The organism is Blautia acetigignens (assembly GCF_025566865.1).
Lineage (GTDB): Bacteria > Bacillota > Clostridia > Lachnospirales > Lachnospiraceae > Blautia_A > Blautia_A acetigignens.
Genome location: NZ_JAOQJM010000017.1, coordinates 19,904 through 40,269 on the forward strand (window position 1 = coordinate 19,904; position 20,366 = coordinate 40,269).

Consider the following 20,366-nt stretch of genomic DNA (forward strand, 5'->3'; position numbering starts at 1 on the left):
ATAATTAATTATTCAAACATATTAATAGCTATCATACTACACGCTATTTCCAATTTCAAGCACACAGCGTTTTCACAGCCGCTACTCCTAAGCAGGTCATTTCAGGTGCGCCCTTAATGGAGGTGAAATTTTACGCGTTCTTCGCCTCTTCCTCCGCCTTCAAATTCTTCTGCGCAGTAGAAAGCATCAGCTTAATACGGTTCAGCTGGTTAACCTCACTTGCACCTGGGTCGTAGTCGATGGCTGCAATATTTGCCTTCGGATACTGTCGTCGGATTTCCTTGATAACGCCCTTTCCTACAATGTGGTTTGGCAGGCAGGCAAATGGCTGGATGCAGACAATATTGGGAACGTTGTCGTGAATCAGTTCCATCATTTCACCTGTAAGGAACCATCCCTCGCCGGTCTGGTTGCCCTCAGAAACAATGGGGCGGGCCATTTTTGCAAGGTCACGGATATCGGCTGTGGGGTGGAAATGACGGCTTTCTGCAAGTGCTTCGTTTGCAGCCTTTCTTACCCAGTCAATAGCTTTGATGCCCATATTTCCAAAGAAGGCCTTGGACTTCTTGAAACCAAGGTTATCTGCCTTAAAGTTCTGGTTATAGAAGCAGTAAGACATAAAGTCGATCAGATCCGGCACAACCGGCTCAGCGCCTTCAGCCTCCAGAAGCTCTGCAAGGTGATTGTTTGCAGCCGGAAGGAATTTCACCAGGATCTCTCCTACAATTCCTACACGAGGTTTCTTCTCGTCACTGATGGGAATGGTATCAAAATCATGAACCATCTCACGGCACATTTTCTTAAACTGGCTGTGGCTTAAGGAGCCTCCGGAAACAAAAGCGATCACACGCTTTTCCCAGATCTTGTGCTTTCGGTTTACAATGCCCTTCTCAAGCTCATAGGGACGCATGCGGTAAATACACTTCATCAGAATGTCGCCGAATACTGCAGCGTAAACAACAGCTTTCACAAGTGGAAGAGTGAGCTTAAAGCCAGGGTTGCTCTCCAGACCGCTTAAGTTAAGGGAAATAACCGGAATCTGCTCCATGCCGGCCTTCTTAAGGGCGCGGCGGATAAAGGCAATGTAGTTGGAGGCACGGCAGCCGCCGCCTGTCTGGGACATGATAACAGCTGTCTTGTTCAGGTCATATTTGCCGGATAAAAGAGCATCCATAATCTGTCCTACTACGATCAGGGAGGGATAGCAGGCATCGTTGTTTACATATTTCAGACCTACATCAACGGCGTGCTTGTTGTCATTTGGAAGAACCTCCAGATGATAGCCATTTGCATTAAAGGCAGCCTCAAGCAGGGAAAAATGTACCGGAGACATCTGTGGACACAGGATGGTGTAATCCTTTCTCATCTCTTTGGTAAAGGAAACCTTCTCGATGGAAGCCGGGCGGATGGTGCGCTCCTTCTTCTGCGCATCCTTGGCACGAAGGGCTGCAAGAAGGGATCTGACACGGATTCTTGCGGCGCCAAGGTTGTTGACCTCGTCAATTTTCAGACAGGTGTAAATCTTGCCACTGCCGTCAAGAATCTCATAAACCTCATCTGTAGTTACCGCATCCAGTCCGCAGCCAAAGGAATTCAGCTGGATCAGATCAAGATCGTCCCTGGTTTTTACAAAGTTTGCAGCTGCGTACAGTCTGGAGTGGTACATCCACTGGTCATTGACACGGATGGGTCTCTCCACAGGAACAAGGTGGGAAACAGAATCCTCAGTGAGAACAGCCACTCCGTAGCTGTTGATCAGATCCGGGATACCGTGGTGGATCTCCGGGTCAATGTGGTAAGGACGTCCTGCAAGGACAATTCCTCTTCGTCCTGTTTCCTTCAGATACTGAAGAGTCTCCTCGCCCTTTTTCTCAATGTCCTTATGTACGGCATCCATTTCTTCCCAGGCTTTGTGAGCTGCTGCTTTCACCTCAGCAGCCGGGATATCCGGGAAAATCTCAGTGAGGCGCTTGGTCACGATTTCCTCGGAGGTCAGTGCCAGGAATGGGTTCATAAAGGTAATGGACGGATCATGAAGCTCGTCCACGTTGTTCTTAATGTTCTCTGCATAGGAGGTAACGATCGGACAGTTGTAATGGTTGACTGCGTCCGGGAATTCGTTGCGCTCGTAAGGAATGCAGGGGTAGAAAATAAATTTCACGCCGTTTTTCAGAAGCCAGGTCACATGTCCGTGGGCAAGCTTGGCAGGATAGCACTCGGACTCACTTGGAATGGACTCGATTCCAAGTTCATAAATCTTTCTGGTGGAGGTAGGGGAAAGAACTACCTGATATTTCAGCTCTGTAAAGAAGGTATACCAGAAAGGATAATTCTCAAACATATTCAGTACACGCGGGATACCTACCTTGCCTCGCACTGCTTTCTCCGGGGAAAGCGGTGCGTAGGAGAACAGACGCTTGTACTTATATTCGTAAAGGTTCGGGATATGATCCTTATTTTTCTCCTTGCCGATACCGCGCTCGCAGCGGTTTCCGCTTACAAACTGGCGTCCGCCTGTGAATTTGTTGATGGTAAGACGGCAGTTGTTGGTACATCCGTGACAGTTGGCCATGGAGGTGGTGTATTTCAGCTCATTGATCTTGTCAATGGAAAGCATGGTGGTCTCGCGGCCTTCTGCGTGATAACGCTCCTTGGCAATCAAGGCAGCGCCGAAAGCACCCATGATTCCGGCAATATCCGGGCGGATAGCCTGGCAGCCTGCAATACGCTCAAAGCTTCGAAGAACACCGTCGTTATAGAAGGTACCGCCCTGTACAACAATGTGTTTGCCAAGCTCCTTGGCATCGGAAACCTTGATAACCTTGTAAAGAGCATTCTTGATAACAGAGTAGGCAAGTCCGGCAGAGATATCTGCGACAGAAGCGCCTTCCTTCTGGGCCTGTTTTACCTTGGAGTTCATAAATACGGTACATCTGGTACCAAGGTCAATAGGATGCTCTGCAAAAAGAGCGGCTTTGGCGAAATCCTGCACGGAGTAGTTCAGGGATTTGGCAAAGGTTTCAATAAAGGAACCGCAGCCAGAGGAACATGCCTCGTTCAACTGTACGCTGTCAACGGTCTGGTTGCGGATCTTGATGCACTTCATATCCTGTCCGCCGATATCTACGATACAGTCAACCTCCGGATCAAAGAAAGCAGCTGCATAGTAATGGGAAACGGTTTCAACCTCGCCCTCATCCAGCAGCAGGGCAGCCTTCATCAGCGCCTCGCCGTAGCCTGTGGAACAGGAAAATGCAATGTGGGCATCCTCCGGAAGCAGGCTGTAGATCTCCTGAATGGAACGGATGGCTGTTTTCAGCGGGCTTCCGTTGTTGTTGCTGTAGAAGGAATAAAGCAGGGTTCCGTCCTCGCCTACAAGAGCAGTTTTGGTGGTGGTGGAACCTGCGTCAATACCCAGATAGCAGTTGCCGTGGTACTGGGAAAGGTCGCCCTTCTTTACCTGGTAAGCACTCTGACGCTCGTTGAAGGCCTTGTAATCCTCCTTTGTGGCAAAAAGAGGCTCCATACGTTCTACCTCGAAGTCCATCTTAATGGAATTCTTCAGGCGGTCCTTCATATCGGTAAGGGAAACGGTCACCTCATCTTTAGCGTTCATGGCAGAACCCATGGCTGCGAAAAGGTGGGAATTCTCCGGTGTGATGGCGTGTTCGTCATCCAGCTTCAGGGTACGGATAAAAGCTGCCTTCAGCTGATCCAGGAAGTGAAGAGGACCGCCAAGGAATGCAACATGTCCGCGGATGGGTTTACCGCAGGCAAGACCGGAGATGGTCTGGTTCACCACTGCCTGGAAAATGGAAGCGGAAAGGTCTTCCTTGGTAGCACCGTCGTTGATCAGGGGCTGGATGTCTGTCTTGGCAAATACGCCGCAGCGGGCTGCGATTGGGTAAAGTGCCTTGTAATTCTTGGCGTATTCGTTCAGTCCGGTGGCGTCTGTCTGAAGCAGGGATGCCATCTGGTCGATGAAGGAACCGGTACCGCCTGCGCAGATTCCGTTCATACGCTGTTCAATATTGCCGCCTTCGAAGTAGATGATCTTGGCATCCTCGCCGCCAAGCTCGATGGCTACGTCAGTCTGGGGTGCAATCTTCTGAAGGGAAGTGGAGACTGCGATAACCTCCTGGACAAAAGGAACCCCAAGGTGATTGGCAAGGGTAAGTCCGCCGGAACCTGTGATCACAGGATGGAGGGTAAGCTCTCCAAGCTTCTCGTATGCTTTCTCAAGAAGATCTGCGAGAGTCTCCTGGATGTTGGCAAAATGACGCTGGTAGTCTGCGAAAAGCAGGGTGTCATTTTCGTCAAGTATTGCGATTTTGACAGTGGTGGAACCAATGTCAATTCCTAAAGTGTATTTATTGCTCATATAAAAAAATATGCCTCCTCGTTTGTGCTCATTGCGGCCAAACTGAGTAGGTAAGGCCGCCTTTGGCATGTGCGCGGGATGAAAAACAGTCCGCAAACTTTCTTATTTATATGTTAATCTTTTCAGTGAAGATATTCCGTAATATTATACGATATGAAAACTTAAATGGCAATGTAAAAGTTTAACAAGGATTCTTTCACCAGATGTTGAATTTTCGGTTATTTCGGGCTATAATAGATAAAGTTTCCCACCGGATTTTTACACTTATAAAAATGTGTAAAACAAAAGGGGAAAGGCATAGATAGTATAAAAAGAAAGGAAACATATATGGCAAAATATACACTTATGAAAACAGAAGGCCGTGCCAAGCGTGCCCAGTTTGAGACAGTACACGGAACGATCCAGACTCCTGTATTTATGAATGTGGGAACAGTAGGTGCCATTAAGGGAGCAGTATCTACTATGGATCTGAAGGATATCGGTACCCAAGTGGAGCTTTCCAATACCTATCATCTTCATGTAAGAACAGGAGATAAGCTGATTAAGGAATTTGGCGGACTTCATAAATTTATGGTATGGGACAGACCGATCCTTACAGATTCCGGCGGATTCCAGGTGTTTTCCCTGGCAGGACTGCGTAAGATCAAGGAAGAGGGCGTTTACTTCCAGTCCCACATTGACGGCCACAAGATTTTCATGGGACCGGAGGAGAGCATGCAGATCCAGTCCAATCTTGGATCTACCATTGCCATGGCTTTTGACGAATGTCCCAGCAGCGTAGCAAGCAGGGAGTATGTGCAGAAATCAGTAGACCGCACCACCAGATGGCTGGAGCGCTGCAAGAAGGAGATGGCCAGACTGAACAGCCTGCCGGATACGGTGAACAAGGAGCAGCTGCTTTTCGGAATCAATCAGGGTGCCATCTATGAGGACATCCGTATTGCACATGCAGACGCCATTTCCAAGATGGATCTGGACGGCTACGCAGTGGGCGGTCTGGCAGTGGGCGAGACCCATGAGCAGATGTACCACATTCTGGATGAAGTTGTGCCGCATTTGCCACAGGGTAAGCCTACTTATCTGATGGGCGTTGGAACTCCGGCGAACATTCTGGAAGGGGTTGCAAGAGGAATCGATTTCTTTGACTGCGTGTACCCGAGCCGTAACGGACGTCATGGACATGTGTACACCAACCACGGCAAGATGAACCTGTTTAATGCCAAGTATGAAATGGACCCGCGCCCCATTGAGGAAGGCTGCCAGTGTCCTGCCTGCCAGCATTACAGCAGAGCCTACATCCGTCATCTGATGAAAGCCAAGGAGATGCTGGGAATGCGCCTTTGCGTGCTTCACAACCTGTATTTTTACAATCATATGATGGAAGAAATCCGGGATGCTCTGGATGCAGGGAATTTCGCAGAATATAAGGAAATGCGCCTGGCTGGTTTTGCAGAGGGCAAAATCAACGGCAGAGTATAAAAAAATTCTAAAACTACTTGAAGAATTCCCGTTTATTGTGTATATTATACTATAATGCGCTGGCGATTATGGCGGCGGAAGATTCAGGGGAATTCCGGACTGGAATCACATTCCCTGGGAAGAGTAAGATACAGGAGGATTTGCAAATGGACGCATCAAGCGGAATGAGTATGGGATTTACCATCGTATGGCTGGTTGTACTTTTCGGTATTATGTATTTTCTGATGATCAGACCTCAGAAGAAAGAGCAGAAGAGAGTACAGGCAATGCTCAGCGATATGGCTGTTGGTGATAGCGTTGTGACCACAAGCGGCTTCTATGGCGTGATCATCGACATGACAGAAGACGATGTGATCGTAGAGTTCGGCAACAACAAGAACTGCCGTATCCCTATGAGAAAGCAGGCAATTGCTGAAGTTGAGAAAGCAGAGCAGGCTTCTGCATAATCTGCGGACTGACAATTACGTAAGACGAAAGAGCTTCACCCTATAGCGGGGTGGGGCTTTTTTTATGCATAAATCCATTTATATGGGAGGGAAAACGACAACTTTTTTACTTTAATAGGTTGAAATCTGAAAGAAAGTGCGTTATTATAATAACAATTATCCATTGATGTCAGAAGAGACGTGGAAATTCCCACTGGCATACAGGAACAAAGGAGAAGAAATTATTATGAATTACAACATTTCACTGATTCCCGGAGACGGTATCGGACCGGAGATCGTTGCAGAGGCAAAGAAGGCTCTGGACAAGGTATGTGAGAAATACGGACACAGCTTTTCTTATTCTGAGGTACTTTTAGGAGGAGCATCCATCGATGTTCACGGTGTTCCCCTTACAGAGGAAGCCATTGCAACCGCCAAGGCTTCTGATGCAGTTCTTATGGGCTCCATTGGCGGCGATGCCAAAATATCCCCATGGTACAAATTAGAGCCATCCAAGCGTCCGGAAGCAGGACTTCTTGCCATCCGTAAGGCACTGAATCTTTTTGCAAACCTGCGTCCTGCATATTTATACAATGAGCTTCGCGCAGCATGCCCTCTTCGCGATGAGATCATTGGCGACGGCTTTGACATGATCATTGTACGTGAGCTCACTGGCGGTCTTTACTTTGGAGAGAGAAAGACCATCGAGGAAAACGGAGTTGCCAAGGCAATCGATACGCTTTCCTATAATGAAAACGAGATCCGCAGAATTGCCATCAAGGCATTTGACATTGCCATGAAGCGCCGCAAGAAAGTAACAAGCGTTGACAAGACAAACGTTCTGGATTCTTCCAGACTCTGGAGAAAAGTAGTAGAAGAAGTTGCCAAGGATTACCCGGAGGTGACTCTTGAGCATATGCTGGTTGACAACTGTGCCATGCAGCTGGTAAGAGACCCGAAGCAGTTCGATGTCATTCTTACAGAGAACATGTTCGGCGATATTCTTTCTGACGAGGCCAGCATGGTAACCGGTTCCATTGGAATGCTTTCTTCTGCCAGCCTGAATGAGACAAAATTTGGCCTTTATGAGCCAAGCCACGGTTCTGCACCGGATATTGCCGGACAGAATAAGGCGAACCCGATCGCAACCATTCTTTCCGCAGCTATGATGCTTCGTTTCTCCTTGGACCTTGATGAGGAAGCAAACGCAGTTGAGGCAGCAGTACAGAAGGTTCTGACAGCAGGCTACCGCACAGGCGACATTATGTCTGAGGGCTGCACCTTAGTTGGAACCAAAGAGATGGGCGACCTGATCGCAAAAGAGATCTAATCAGAATAGAAAGGATTTACAGCCGGGAAAATCAGATTTTTCCGGCTGTGAAGAACAAAGGAGATACAAGCTATGAGAAGTGATGCAGTAAAAACAGGCACACAGCAGGCACCTCACCGTTCCCTGTTTAATGCCCTTGGAATGACAAAAGAAGAGATGGAGCGCCCGTTAGTTGGTATTGTGTGCTCTTATAATGAAATCGTACCAGGCCATATGAACCTGGATAAAATTGCCCAGGCAGTTAAGCTTGGCGTTGCAATGGCTGGCGGAACTCCGATCATGTTCCCTGCAATCGCTGTCTGTGATGGTATTGCAATGGGTCATGTGGGAATGAAATATTCCCTGGTAACCAGAGACCTGATCGCAGATTCCACAGAAGCAATGGCAATGGCACATCAGTTTGATGCCCTTGTTATGATCCCGAACTGTGACAAAAACGTGCCTGGACTTCTGATGGCAGCAGCCAGAATCAACGTTCCTACTGTATTCGTAAGCGGCGGCCCAATGCTGGCTGGTCACTTAAACGGACACAAGACAAGTCTTTCCAGCATGTTTGAGGCTGTTGGAGCTTACGCTGCAGGCAAGCTTACAGAGGAAGGCCTTACCGAGTGTGAGAACAAAACATGTCCAACCTGCGGTTCCTGTTCCGGTATGTACACTGCAAACAGCATGAACTGCCTGACAGAGGTTCTTGGTATGGGACTGAAAGGAAACGGAACCATTCCGGCTGTTTATTCCGAGCGTATCCGTCTTGCAAAGCATGCAGGAATGCAGGTTATGGAAATGTACCGCCGCAACATCCGTCCAAGAGACATTATGACAAAAGAGGCAATTTTAAATGCCCTTACCGTAGATATGGCACTTGGATGTTCCACAAACAGTATGCTTCATCTTCCAGCTATCGCACATGAGATTGGCTGGGATTTCGATATCAGCTTTGCAAATGAGATCAGCGCAAAGACCCCGAACCTGTGTCACCTGGCACCTGCAGGCCCGACTTATATGGAAGACCTGAATGAGGCAGGCGGTGTTTACGCGGTTATGAATGAGCTTGCACAGGCTGGACTTCTTCATACAGAATGCATGACCGTAACCGGAAAGACAGTAGGAGAGAACATCAAAGACTGTGCAAACCTGAATCCGGAGGTTATCCGTCCTCTTGACAATCCGTACAGCACCACAGGCGGACTTGCCGTACTTCGCGGCAACCTTGCCCCGGACGGAAGCGTTGTAAAACGTTCTGCAGTGGTAGCTGAGATGATGGTTCACGAAGGACCTGCAAGAGTTTTTGACTGCGAGGAAGACGCAATCGCAGCCATCAAAGGCGGCAAGATTGTAGAAGGTGACGTTGTTGTCATCCGCTACGAGGGACCAAAAGGCGGCCCTGGAATGAGAGAGATGCTGAACCCCACATCCGCAATCGCAGGTATGGGACTTGGCTCTTCTGTAGCCCTGATTACAGACGGACGTTTCAGCGGCGCATCCAGAGGTGCTTCCATCGGGCATGTTTCCCCGGAGGCAGCAGTTGGCGGCCCTATCGCTCTGGTTGAAGAGGGTGACATCATCAGCATCAACATTCCGGAACTGAAGCTGGAACTGAAGGTTTCTGATGAAGAGCTTGCAGCAAGAAAAGCAAAATGGCAGCCAAGAGAGCCGAAGGTTACAACCGGATATCTTGCAAGATATGCAGCAATGGTTACCTCCGGAAACCGCGGTGCAATTCTTGAAGTACCGAAAGCGAAATAGTTAGGAGGAAACAAAATTGCAGCTTACAGGAGCAGAGATCATCATAGAATGTTTACTGGAGCAAAGCGTGGATACTGTTTTCGGGTATCCAGGCGGCGCGATCCTGAATGTTTATGACGCCCTTTACCGATACAGTGACAAAATCAAACATGTACTTACATCCCATGAGCAGGGAGCTTCCCATGCAGCAGACGGCTATGCCCGGGCAACCGGAAAGGTGGGTGTGTGCCTGGCTACTTCAGGACCTGGAGCAACCAACCTGGTAACCGGAATCGCAACCGCATGCATGGACTCTGTTCCGGTGGTGGCAATTACCTGTAACGTAGGAACTGCACTTCTTGGAAAGGATTCTTTCCAGGAGGTGGATATCGCAGGAATCGTAATGCCTGTGACAAAACACAGCTACATTGTAAAAGACGTAACACAGCTTGCGGACACCATTCGCAAAGCTTTTACCATAGCAAAAAGCGGTCGTCCGGGACCTGTCCTTGTAGATGTCCCGAAGGATGTGACCGCCGCGAAATGCGAATATATCCGTCACACTATCACAGCTGTAGAGCCTAAGGTGGATACCATCCGCCCGGAGGATGTGGAGACCGCAGCCCAGATGATCGCCAGAGCCCAGAAGCCTTTCATCTTTGTAGGCGGCGGCGCTGTAATTGCAGACGCATCCAAAGAGGTGCGTGCTCTGGCTCACAAGATCCAGGCACCTGTATGTGACAGCCTGATGGGAAAAGGTGCTTTTTCCGGTGAGGATGAGTTCTATACAGGACCAGTTGGAATGCATGGAACCAAAACATCCAACTATGCTATGTGTGAGTGTGATCTTCTGATTACCCTTGGCGCACGTTTCAGCGATCGTGTCACAGGAGATACCAAGACCTTCGCACCGAAGGCAAAAATCCTGCAGATCGATGTGGATGCAGCGGAAATCAACAAGAACATTGTGGTTGACGCTTCCGTGATCGGAGATCTGAGGGAAGTGCTGAAGCTTCTTCTGGAAAAAATTCCGGAGAAGAAACACGAAGAGTGGGCAGCACACATTCAGGATATGAAAGAAAAATATCCGCTGAATTACGATCATTCCCAGCTTACCGGACCTTATGTGATCCAGAAGCTTTATGAACTGACTGGTGGAGATGCTATCATTTCCACAGATGTTGGACAGCACCAGATGTGGGCTGCCCAGTATTTCAAATTTAAGGAACCGAGAACCTTCCTTACATCAGGAGGGCTTGGTACCATGGGCTATGGCCTTGGAGCAGCTATCGGAGCAAAAATGGGCTGCCCGGACAAAACTGTGGTAAATATAGCAGGAGACGGCTGTTTCCGTATGAATATGAATGAGATTGCTACAGCAGTGCGCTGTGGGAAGCCTCTTGTTCAGATTATCCTGAACAATCATGTACTTGGAATGGTTCGTCAGTGGCAGACTCTTTTCTATGATCATAGATATTCCCAGACTGTTTTAAATGACGGTGTGGACTTCGTGAAGGTATCTGAGGCAATGGGCGCAAAGGCAATCCGCGTTACGAAGATGGAAGAGGTAGAGCCTGCACTTAAGGCTGCGCTTTCATCTGATGGCCCGGTAGTTCTTGACTGCTGGATCGATCAGGATCTAAGTGTATATCCTATGGTTCCTGCAGGGGCAAGTTTAGATGAGGTATTTGACGAGGAGGATGTGAAGAAATGAGCAGAGTGTATAATTTTTCCGCAGGACCGGCAGTTCTTCCGGAAGAGGTGCTGAAAGAAGTCGCAGATGAGATGATGGATTACAATGGTACCGGAATGTCTGTTATGGAAATGAGCCACAGAAGTGCTGCATTCCAGGAAATCATCGACACAGCAGAGAAGGATCTGCGTGAGCTGATGAACATTCCGGACAACTACAAAGTTCTTTTCCTTCAGGGCGGCGCTTCCCAGCAGTTTGCCATGATCCCTATGAACCTTATGAAAAATAAGGTGGCTGATTATATTGTAACCGGCCAGTGGGCAAAGAAAGCATACCAGGAAGCACAGAAATACGGAAAAGCAAACAAAATTGCTTCTTCCGAGGATAAGACTTTCTCCTACATTCCGGACTGCAGTGATCTGCCGATCAGCCCGGATGCAGACTACGTTTATATCTGCGAGAACAACACTATTTATGGAACCAAGTTCAAAGAGCTTCCCAATACAAAGGGCAAAACACTGGTAGCGGATGTATCCTCCTGTTTCCTTTCTGAGCCTGTTGATGTAAGCAAATACGGCATTATCTACGGCGGTGTCCAGAAGAATATCGGACCGGCCGGTATGGTAATCGTGATCATCCGTGAGGACCTGATCACAGAGGATGTCCTTCCGGGAACTCCTACTATGCTTACATATAAGACACATGCAGACGCAGGCTCTCTTTACAATACACCGAACGCATACTGCATTTATGTGTGCGGAAAAGTCTTCAAATGGCTGAAGAAAATGGGCGGACTGGAAGAGATGAAGAGACGCAATGAGGAGAAGGCAAAGATCCTCTATGATTTCCTGGATTCCAGCAAGCTTTTCCATGGCACAGTTGTTCCGAAAGACCGTTCTCTTATGAATGTTCCTTTCGTAACAGGTGACAAGGAGATGGATGCAAAATTTGTAACAGAGGCAGCAAAGGCTGGTCTTGTAAACCTGAAGGGTCACAGATCCGTAGGCGGTATGCGTGCAAGTATTTATAATGCGATGCCAAAGGAAGGCGTGGAAGCGCTGGTTGCATTCATGAAAAAGTTTGAGGAGGAAAATGCGTAATGTTTCAGTATCATTGCCTGAATCCGATTGCCCAGAAGGGTCTGGATATTTTTGATGAGGGATATAAAAATTCTGATACCATTGACGGCTGCCAGGCGGTTCTTGTAAGAAGTGCAAAAATACATGATATGGAGCTGCCGGAAAGTGTTGCTGTGATCGCCCGTGCTGGAGCCGGAGTGAATAATATTCCGGTTAAGGAATGCGCTGAGAATGGTGTTGTTGTATTTAACACTCCTGGTGCCAATGCAAATGGTGTCAAGGAGCTGGTTCTTGCCGGTATGCTGCTTGCTTCCCGTGATATTGTAGGTGGTATCGAATGGGTTCAAAGAGAGAAGGACCAGGAGGATATTGATAAGCTGGCTGAGAAGCAGAAGAAGCAGTTTGCAGGCTGTGAGATCATGGGCAAAAAGCTTGGTATCATCGGTCTTGGCGCCATCGGAAGCATGGTTGCAAATGCGGCAGCTTCTCTTGGCATGGAGGTTTATGGATATGACCCGTATATTTCCATTGATGCGGCTTGGAATCTTTCCCGTACCATTAAGCACAGCAAGAGCCTGGATGAGATTTACAGCAAGTGTGATTATATTACCGTTCATGTTCCCCTTCTGGATTCTACCAAGAAGATGATCAACAAAGAGGCTTTTGGAAAGATGAAGGACGGCGTGGTTCTTCTGAACTTTGCACGTGATCTTCTGGTGGATGAGGAGGCTCTGATCGAGGCTCTTGACAGCGGCAAGGTGAAGAAGTATGTGACAGATTTTGCAAATCATACAGTTGCAGGACATGAGGGAATTCTGGTTACTCCTCATCTTGGAGCTTCTACTGAGGAGTCTGAGGAGAACTGTGCAGTGATGGCTGTGAAAGAGGTTCGTGATTTCCTTGAGAATGGTAACATTAAGAATTCTGTGAACTTCCCGAACTGTGATATGGGTACCTGTGTGGCAGTTGGACGTATTGCTATCACACATAAAAACATCCCGAATATGATCAGCCAGCTGACCAAGATTCTTGGTGCTGAGGGACTGAATATTGCGGATATGACTAACAAGAGTAAAGGGGAGTATGCGTATACTCTGATCGATCTGGAGAGTGCAGCTTCCGCAGAGGCATTGGATGCGCTGAAGTCTATTGAGGGCGTTTCCAGAGTGCGTGTGGTGAAATAAGCGGGACTTAGTGAAGCAATCGTTTGCAGGACGTGAGTTCACAATGTATATTCATCGCAGGTCGTCGCAACACTCCAACGAGCTAATGTCTAACTGCGACTAAGCCGCTCGGGAGAGCCCTCTCGGCTAAGTCTACGTAAGACATGGATCTCGTCTCCGTTAAGAGCGCTCCTGAAATGACCTGCTCACGAATATACATTGTGAGCTCACTGGTTACTGGTAAGGCGAATGTGCTAAAACGATACTTCTTCACTGGCGTTGGAAGGGAATTCAGACCGATGCTTATTGACCGGCATTAAGGGGAGTTTCAGCCGATGCACAGCCTCTGGACACCTGTTACTCCTAAGCAGGTCATTTCAGGTGCGTCTTTAGCGGAGATGAAATCCACTGCTTACGAAGGCTTAATCGTGAAGGCTCTCCTGAACGATTTAGCCGTAGTTAGCAGTTAGTTCACCGGAGCGTTGCACCGACCTGCGTGGAATAACAGGTGTCCAGAGGCGTCCGCCTTGATTAACTAAATAGCTTTTTAGCTTCCGAAGACACAGTTTATTGCATAAAAAAGCTGACATCTGCAACTACCGCAAATGTCAGCTCCTTTTTTATCTGCCGCTCTTAGCAATGAATTCCAGTACTTCCTCGCGGGTCGGCATTACGCGAAGCGCACCCTTACGAGTGGTAATGAGGGAAGCTCCTGCGTTGGCGAAGGTAAGCATTTCCATAAGATTCTCATCGGAGAGGTCCTCAAGACCATGCTCCAGAACATAATTCAGAATGCTGGCGCAGAAGGTATCTCCGGCACCTGTAGTCTCAATAGTATGCTCCTGAAGGAATGGTGCACATTCTACACGGCGGCCCTTGTAGTAAGCACGGCTTCCGTCCTTACCCATAGTGATCAGTACAAGGGGAATGTGGTACTTCTCTTCAATAAGGGCTGCACCCTTGTCATAGTCTGTAGTATCGAAGAGAAATTCTACCTCGTTGTCAGAAATCTTCAGCACATCGCATTTGGTAAGACCGTACTCAATCTCTTTTCTGGCATCCTCTAAGGACTTCCAGAGTGGCGGACGAAGGTTCGGGTCAAAGGTGATAATACATCCGGCTTCCTTAGCTACGTCGATGGCATGGCGGGTAGCCTTACGAACGCCCTCATGAGTAGAAGAAAGAGTTCCGAAATGGAAGATACGGGAATCACGGATCAAATCATCCGGAACCTCGTCAATGGTCAGCATCATGTCAGCACCAGGATTGCGGTAGAAAGAAAAATCTCTGTCCCCATCCGGATAGGTGTGAACAAATGCCAGTGTGGTATGCACCTCATCATCCATAACAAGTGCCTGTGTATCAATTCCAACTTCTTCAACAGCAGCCTTGAGCTGATTTCCAAACATGTCTTTTCCAACCTTGCCGATGAAAGCAGTTTTCTTTCCAAGACGATTCAGCATAGCAAGAACATTGCATGGGGCTCCGCCTGGATTGGCCTCCATAATAGGGTTGCCCTGTGTGCTGGTACCATTCTCTGTGAAGTCGATCAGAAGTTCACCCAGTGCAGTCACATCATAGCTTCGATTGCTCATTGAAAAATCCTCCTTAGCTTCTAGAGCCATTTACAAACATGCCCTAGCGAAAATATATACCAATAATTTAACGCAGCAGGTAAGATTTGTCAAACAAATTCCTTTATTTTTTCAGTTTAAAATGGTAAAATAGTAATAAATAACCATTACCTGCGGATGGATTTTTCAGACAGATTTTAAGGGCAGGATATTAATACTGTGGGTGGCCGCAGGTTGTGCGGAGAAATGGAGAGCATATGAGTAAAACTGTATATGATTATATGAATTGGGCAGGAATTGAAGCAATTGTTTATGGAGAAGAGACAGCTCCAAGAGATGTGATGGGACCCAGACTGACACCGGATGGTGTGCTGATACAGGGCTTTTTCCCAGGTGCCAAGTCAGCAGTGGTAGCTGTTGGGAATAAGAAATACCAGATGGAGCTGGAGGATGAAGCTGGCTATTATGGGGTTTTAATTCCGGGACGGAGAATCCCTGAGTACGAATTTCAGATACAGACAGGTGATAAAGAGAGAAGCTTTAAGGATGCCTATGGCTTTGGAGGAATCCTCACAGAGGAGGATGAGACTGCCTTCTTGTGCGGCGTTTATTATGAAGGCTATAAGAAGTTAGGTGCGCATCCTATGGTTATGAATGGGGTAAGCGGAACCCATTTTGCAGTGTGGGCACCCAATGCCATTCGTGTAAGCGTTGTGGGAGATTTTAATGACTGGGACGGCAGAGTGCTTCCTATGCATAAGATGCCAAAATCCGGTATTTTCCAGCTGTTTGTTCCGGGAGTGAAGGTGGGAGATGCCTACCGGTATGAAATCAAGGCGAAAGGGGATGTACTTCTTCAAAAGGCAGACCCCTATGGAAACAGAACTGCTGCTCCGCCGGAATGGAACTCGGTTGTGGCAGATGTGTCAGACTTTGAATGGAATGACAGCAAGTGGATGAAGGACCGGAAGAAGTACGATGACCGCAGACAGCCGGTTTCTATCTATGAGACAAGCCTTGGCAAGTGGAATAATAAGAAGGAATTAGTTTCTTTTCTGAAGGAAGAGGGCTATACCCATGTAGAGCTTCATCCGGTTATGGAATTTCTGGCAGATGAGGCAGATGGCTATCCTACCTCTTCATACTTTGCCCTTAGCACACGATATGGAGAGCCTAAGGAGTTTGCTGCCTTTGTTGATCAGCTTCATCAGGAAGGAATCGGTGTGATCCTTGACTGGTCCCCGGCCCAGTTCCCAAGATATGAGGGCGGACTGGAGAAATTTGACGGAACTGTTCTTTATGAGGTGAAGGATCCTGGTATGGCAGTTCATCCTATGTGGGGAACCATGCTTTATAATTATGACAGTCCTATGGTAAAGGATTTTTTGATTTCAGGTGCCTGCTTCTGGCTGGAGGTTTTCCATGCAGACGGACTTCGCATGGATGATGTGGATGCCATGCTTTACCTGGATTACGGAAGAAAAGACGGATGGACACCGAATATGTACGGCTCCAATGAGAATCTGCATGCCATAGAATTCCTGAAGCATCTCAATTCCATTGTGAAGAAACGTAATCCGGGCGCGCTTCTCATTGCCCAGGAGGACGGTCTGTGGCCGGAGCTGACAGATTGTGTAGAGAATGATCATATTGGCTTTGACTACAAGTGGAGCGGCGGATGGACCAGAGATTTCCTGTTCTATCTTTCCGTAGATCCTTTCCTTCGGAAAAATTATCATGACCAATTGACTTTGTCTACCTTATATGCATATTCTGAGCATTATGTACTCACCCTTGGAAGCAGAGATGTGGGAACTCTTGGGGAATTTATGGATAAGCTTCCAGGAGATGAGAAGCAGAAGCTGGCACAGGTAAGAGCTGCTTATTCCTATATGATGGTACATCCCGGCTGCAAGATGATGGCACCACAGGGGGATATGCCAGAGGGGCTGGCGAAATGCATTCAGGCATTGAATGCTCTTTACAAAAATTCTCCTGCTCTTTATAAGCTGGATGACGATTATGACGGATTCGAGTGGATTCAGCTGATGAAGTACGAGGAAAATGTGATCACTTTCCTTCGCAAAACAGAAAAGCCGGAGGAGACGCTTCTGGTGATCTGCAATTTTGCTGCCATTCCTTATGAGAATTACCAGGTTGGCGTACCGTTTGCAGGCAAATATAAAGAAGTCTTTAACAGTGACGCTGCAGAATTTGGCGGCGAGGGCGTTGTAAATGCCCGGGTCAAAGCAGCAAAGGCAGAAGAGTGGGACGAGCGGGAGTATTCTATTAAAGTGAAATTACCGGCTCTTGGAGTAAGCATCTATAGCTGTACTCCGGGGAAGGCACCTGCCAAGAGGGCAATTGCTTCGAAGACTGTGAAATGATTGCACAGTAGTGGAATTTTCCCAGGAGGACTGGTTCAAAATTTCCTTGACAAATGCAGATGTATAAATTAAAATAGCAATTGTGTCCGGCAGATGTTTTCATCTGCCGATGCATAAGCTGGAATAGCTCAGTCGGTAGAGCACTTCACTCGTAATGAAGGGGTCGTGAGTTCGAGTCTCATTTCCAGCTTTTTTTATTTTGCAAAAGGGTATATTCCATGATTGAATGTACCTTGAACAGGACGGACCTGCTTTTGGCGTACCTTTTTTCGGCAAATTATATGAAAATACGGGTTACCGATTTCGTAAGGTGCAGTAATAGCACTGCATTAACATTTATTATGTTAATGCCGAAGTCCATCAAGGGCTTTGTTATGTCGGCAGCCCGTATTTTTTTTCACAAAAACAGAGAGGAGGGGAATGAATGTCTGACTCATTTCTTGAATTAAAAAATCTGAAAAAAAGCTTTGCCCCCGGCGAGGCTGTTCTTCAGGGGATAAATCTTACAATCAGGCAGGGCGAGTTTGTAACCCTGCTAGGTGCTTCCGGCTGCGGCAAGACAACCACCTTGCGTATTATCGCAGGCCTGGAGCAGCCCGACAGCGGCAGTGTGTGGCTGGAGGGACAGGATGTGACTGCTCTTGAACCTAATCAGCGAGATGTGAATACGGTATTTCAGAATTATGCCCTTTTTCCCCACATGAATGTGGCGGATAATATTGGGTATGGCTTGAAAATCCGTAAGGCTCCCAAGGCTGAGATTAAGAAAAAGGTGAAAGAGATGCTGGAGCTTGTGCAGCTGGAGGGGTATGAGAAGCGAAAGCCCTCAGAGCTTTCCGGCGGTCAGAAGCAGAGGGTTGCAATTGCCAGAGCACTGGCAAATAATCCGAGGGTTTTGCTGCTGGATGAACCTCTTGGAGCACTGGATCTGCAGCTTCGCCGCACCATGCAGCTGGAGCTGAAGCGTTTGCAGAAGAAGCTTGGAATTACCTTTATTTATATTACCCATGACCAGGAGGAGGCCATCAATATGTCTGACCGGATCGTGGTAATGAATCAGGGGCAATTTGAGCAGATCGGAACACCGGATGAAATTTATAATCATCCGAAGACCAGCTATGTGGCTGCCTTTGTAGGAAATGCCAATATTCTCAAGGGAATTGTAGCAGAGAAAAACGGGCACCACATAAAAGTGAAGCTGGGAGATGAAGTGGCTTCTATTGATACAGAGGAAAAGGTAAATGTCGGGGAAAACGTTACGGTTGCTCTTCGTGGTGAACACATTCTGCTGGAGGAAAATGGCGACTTGCATGCCACTGTGAAGGAGAAAAATTTTGCAGCAGGGCAGCTCAGGGTTTTGCTTACCCTGCCAAATGGTGATGAGGTTACAGCCAGCCGCTTCGGTATGAATGCAGACATTCAGCCGGGACAGCAGATTTGCTGGCGTTTTGAACCAAAGGATGCGGTTTTAGTGGACCGTCCTAAGGGAGGTACAAACTGATGGGCAAAAAAAGCTCCATATGGATGATTCTTCCTTTATATATTTTTACCCTGATATTTGTAGCCTGCCCACTTCTCTATATGGTTGCCTTAAGCTTTGCCACTCCAGGAGAAGTTCACGGGGTACAGTGGATTTTTACACTGGATAATTACAGAAAGCTATTAGAGCCTGTATATCTGAATACATTTGCCCAGTCCTTTCAGCTTGCTTTTACAAGCACCCTGTTTATAACACTGATCGGCTATCCTTTTGGCTATTATATGGCGAAGCTGCCGGCCGGCGGCAAAAAGAAAGCCATGCTGCTTCTTATGCTACCCTTCTGGGTGAATTCCCTGATCCGTCTTTATGGCTGGATCATTATTCTTCAGAAAAAAGGACTTCTGAATTTCCTTCTGAAGAAGCTTGGCCTGATCGAGAAGCCTTTGAAGCTGATGTACAGTTACCCGGCAATTGTAATCGGTATGATTTATGTGCTGCTGCCTTTTATGATCTTGTCTGTATATTCCAGTGCGGAAAAGCTGGACTGGTCTTTGGTGGAGGCAGCCCGGGATCTTGGTGCCGGCAAAATAAAAGCCTTTTGGACGGTTAGCTTTAAGCTGACTCTGCCCGGACTTTTGTCAGGTGTGATTCTGACCTTTATCCCATCTATGGGGCTGTTTTTCATAGCAGATATTCTGGGCGGAAATAAAGTGGTGCTGGTAGGAAGCCTGATCCAGGATCAGATGACCAGGGGAAATAACTGGCCCTTTGCAGCAGCCCTGGCAGTGATCATGATGATCCTTACCACCTTGATGATCCTTTTGTACCGTAAGGTTACCAATGCCAAAGAAGTGGAGGGGCTGGGATGAAAAAAAGCACACGTTTCGAAAAAATCTACCTGGGTATTGTTTTTTTGCTGATGTATCTGCCGGTGGCAGTTGTGATCATTTTTTCCTTTAATGAATCCAAGCTTCCTGTACGGCTGACCGGATTTTCCCTGCAGTGGTATCAGAAGCTGTTTGCAGATCGTGACATGCAAGAAGCACTTGTAAACAGTTTGATCCTGGGAGCTGCCAGCTGTGCGGTTTCCGCGGTGATCGGAACCATGGGAGCAGTGGGACTGTCACGAATCCATTGGAAAACAAAGGGCGCACTTGAGTACATCTCTATTTTGCCCCTTATGATACCGGAAATTATTCTGGGCATGGTGCTGATGGCATTTTTTTATATGCTGAACCTGCCCTTTGGAATGCTGACCCTGCTTATCGGCCATACGGTATTTTGCATTCCCTATATATTGATGGAAGTAAAGGCAAGGCTTGTAGGCATGGACCCTTCCCTTGAGGAAGCCGCAAGAGACCTTGGCGCGACTTCCCTCAGAGCCTTTTTTGACATCACCCTGCCCCTTATTATGCCGGCTGTGGCATCTGGCTCATTACTTGCATTTGCCATGTCCATGGACGATGTGGTGATCAGTATTTTTATTAATGGTCCGAGACTGTCCACCTTGCCGATCAAGGTGTACACTCAGATAAAAACCGGTGTAACACCGGAAATCAATGCCCTGTGTACGATTATGCTGGCTTTTACAGTATTGCTCCTTCTTGTCTATTCTCTTGTGAGAAAGCTTTACAGGAAGCTTAGGTAGGG

At 47.6% G+C, this 20,366-nt stretch carries 13 protein-coding genes and 1 tRNA gene; 12 read left to right on the top strand and 2 right to left on the bottom strand.

What is annotated here, in order from left to right; translation table 11 throughout:
- Positions 1 to 130: 130 nt before the first annotated feature.
- Positions 131 to 4,381: a 2-hydroxyacyl-CoA dehydratase gene (locus tag OCV70_RS15920; protein WP_262579869.1), complete on the bottom strand. Its 4,251-nt coding sequence runs from the start codon at positions 4,379 to 4,381 to the stop codon at positions 131 to 133.
- A gap of 327 nt (positions 4,382 to 4,708) precedes the next feature.
- Here OCV70_RS15920 and tgt point away from each other — a divergent pair, with 327 nt between their 5' ends.
- From tgt to OCV70_RS15955, 7 genes are all read left to right on the top strand, one after another.
- A complete protein-coding gene (tgt, locus tag OCV70_RS15925; RefSeq protein WP_021926754.1) occupies positions 4,709 to 5,860 on the top strand; it encodes a tRNA guanosine(34) transglycosylase Tgt in 1,152 nt (383 codons plus the stop codon).
- Between the two features lie 146 nt (positions 5,861 to 6,006).
- Complete coding sequence (gene yajC, locus OCV70_RS15930; RefSeq protein ID WP_021926753.1) at positions 6,007 to 6,306, top strand: preprotein translocase subunit YajC; 300 nt, start codon at positions 6,007 to 6,009, stop codon at positions 6,304 to 6,306.
- Between the two features lie 226 nt (positions 6,307 to 6,532).
- Positions 6,533 to 7,615, top strand: a complete 1,083-nt coding sequence (leuB, locus tag OCV70_RS15935; protein WP_262579872.1) for a 3-isopropylmalate dehydrogenase — start codon at positions 6,533 to 6,535, stop codon at positions 7,613 to 7,615.
- A 72-nt stretch (positions 7,616 to 7,687) separates the two neighbouring features.
- Positions 7,688 to 9,361 (top strand): dihydroxy-acid dehydratase, encoded by a 1,674-nt coding sequence (gene ilvD / locus OCV70_RS15940; RefSeq protein ID WP_117852154.1) that lies wholly within the window; start codon positions 7,688 to 7,690, stop codon positions 9,359 to 9,361.
- Positions 9,362 to 9,377: 16 nt separating this feature from the next.
- The gene (ilvB, locus tag OCV70_RS15945) at positions 9,378 to 11,054 is read left to right on the top strand and encodes a biosynthetic-type acetolactate synthase large subunit (protein WP_021924819.1); all 1,677 of its coding nucleotides are present in this window, start codon (positions 9,378 to 9,380) and stop codon (positions 11,052 to 11,054) included.
- Complete coding sequence (gene serC / locus OCV70_RS15950; RefSeq protein WP_021924818.1) at positions 11,051 to 12,133, top strand: 3-phosphoserine/phosphohydroxythreonine transaminase; 1,083 nt, start codon at positions 11,051 to 11,053, stop codon at positions 12,131 to 12,133. The genes ilvB and serC overlap by 4 nt, the downstream gene beginning before the upstream one ends.
- On the top strand, positions 12,133 to 13,296 hold the full coding sequence (locus OCV70_RS15955; protein ID WP_021924817.1) for a phosphoglycerate dehydrogenase: 1,164 nt from the start codon (positions 12,133 to 12,135) through the stop codon (positions 13,294 to 13,296). Before serC ends, OCV70_RS15955 begins: the two co-directional genes overlap by 1 nt.
- Before the next feature lie 599 nt (positions 13,297 to 13,895).
- Here the strand turns inward: OCV70_RS15955 and OCV70_RS15960 are convergent.
- Positions 13,896 to 14,870, bottom strand: a complete 975-nt coding sequence (locus OCV70_RS15960) for a carbohydrate kinase family protein (RefSeq protein ID WP_021924613.1) — start codon at positions 14,868 to 14,870, stop codon at positions 13,896 to 13,898.
- A 236-nt stretch (positions 14,871 to 15,106) separates the two neighbouring features.
- Between OCV70_RS15960 and glgB the strand changes: the two genes are divergently transcribed.
- The 5 genes from glgB (at position 15,107) to OCV70_RS15985 (ending at position 20,364) form a co-directional block, all read left to right on the top strand.
- A complete protein-coding gene (glgB, locus tag OCV70_RS15965) occupies positions 15,107 to 17,236 on the top strand; it encodes a 1,4-alpha-glucan branching enzyme (RefSeq protein WP_021924612.1) in 2,130 nt (709 codons plus the stop codon).
- Positions 17,237 to 17,353: 117 nt separating this feature from the next.
- Positions 17,354 to 17,426, top strand: a tRNA-Thr gene (locus OCV70_RS15970).
- A gap of 234 nt (positions 17,427 to 17,660) precedes the next feature.
- Positions 17,661 to 18,737 carry an ABC transporter ATP-binding protein gene (locus OCV70_RS15975; protein WP_021924611.1) on the top strand — a complete coding sequence of 359 codons (1,077 nt, stop codon included), beginning with the start codon at positions 17,661 to 17,663 and terminating at the stop codon, positions 18,735 to 18,737.
- Positions 18,734 to 19,585: an ABC transporter permease gene (locus OCV70_RS15980; RefSeq protein ID WP_431833885.1), complete on the top strand. Its 852-nt coding sequence runs from the start codon at positions 18,734 to 18,736 to the stop codon at positions 19,583 to 19,585. Before OCV70_RS15975 ends, OCV70_RS15980 begins: the two co-directional genes overlap by 4 nt.
- Entirely contained in the window at positions 19,582 to 20,364 is a 783-nt protein-coding gene (locus OCV70_RS15985) for an ABC transporter permease (protein WP_021924609.1), read from the top strand. Before OCV70_RS15980 ends, OCV70_RS15985 begins: the two co-directional genes overlap by 4 nt.
- Positions 20,365 to 20,366: the final 2 nt, after the last annotated feature.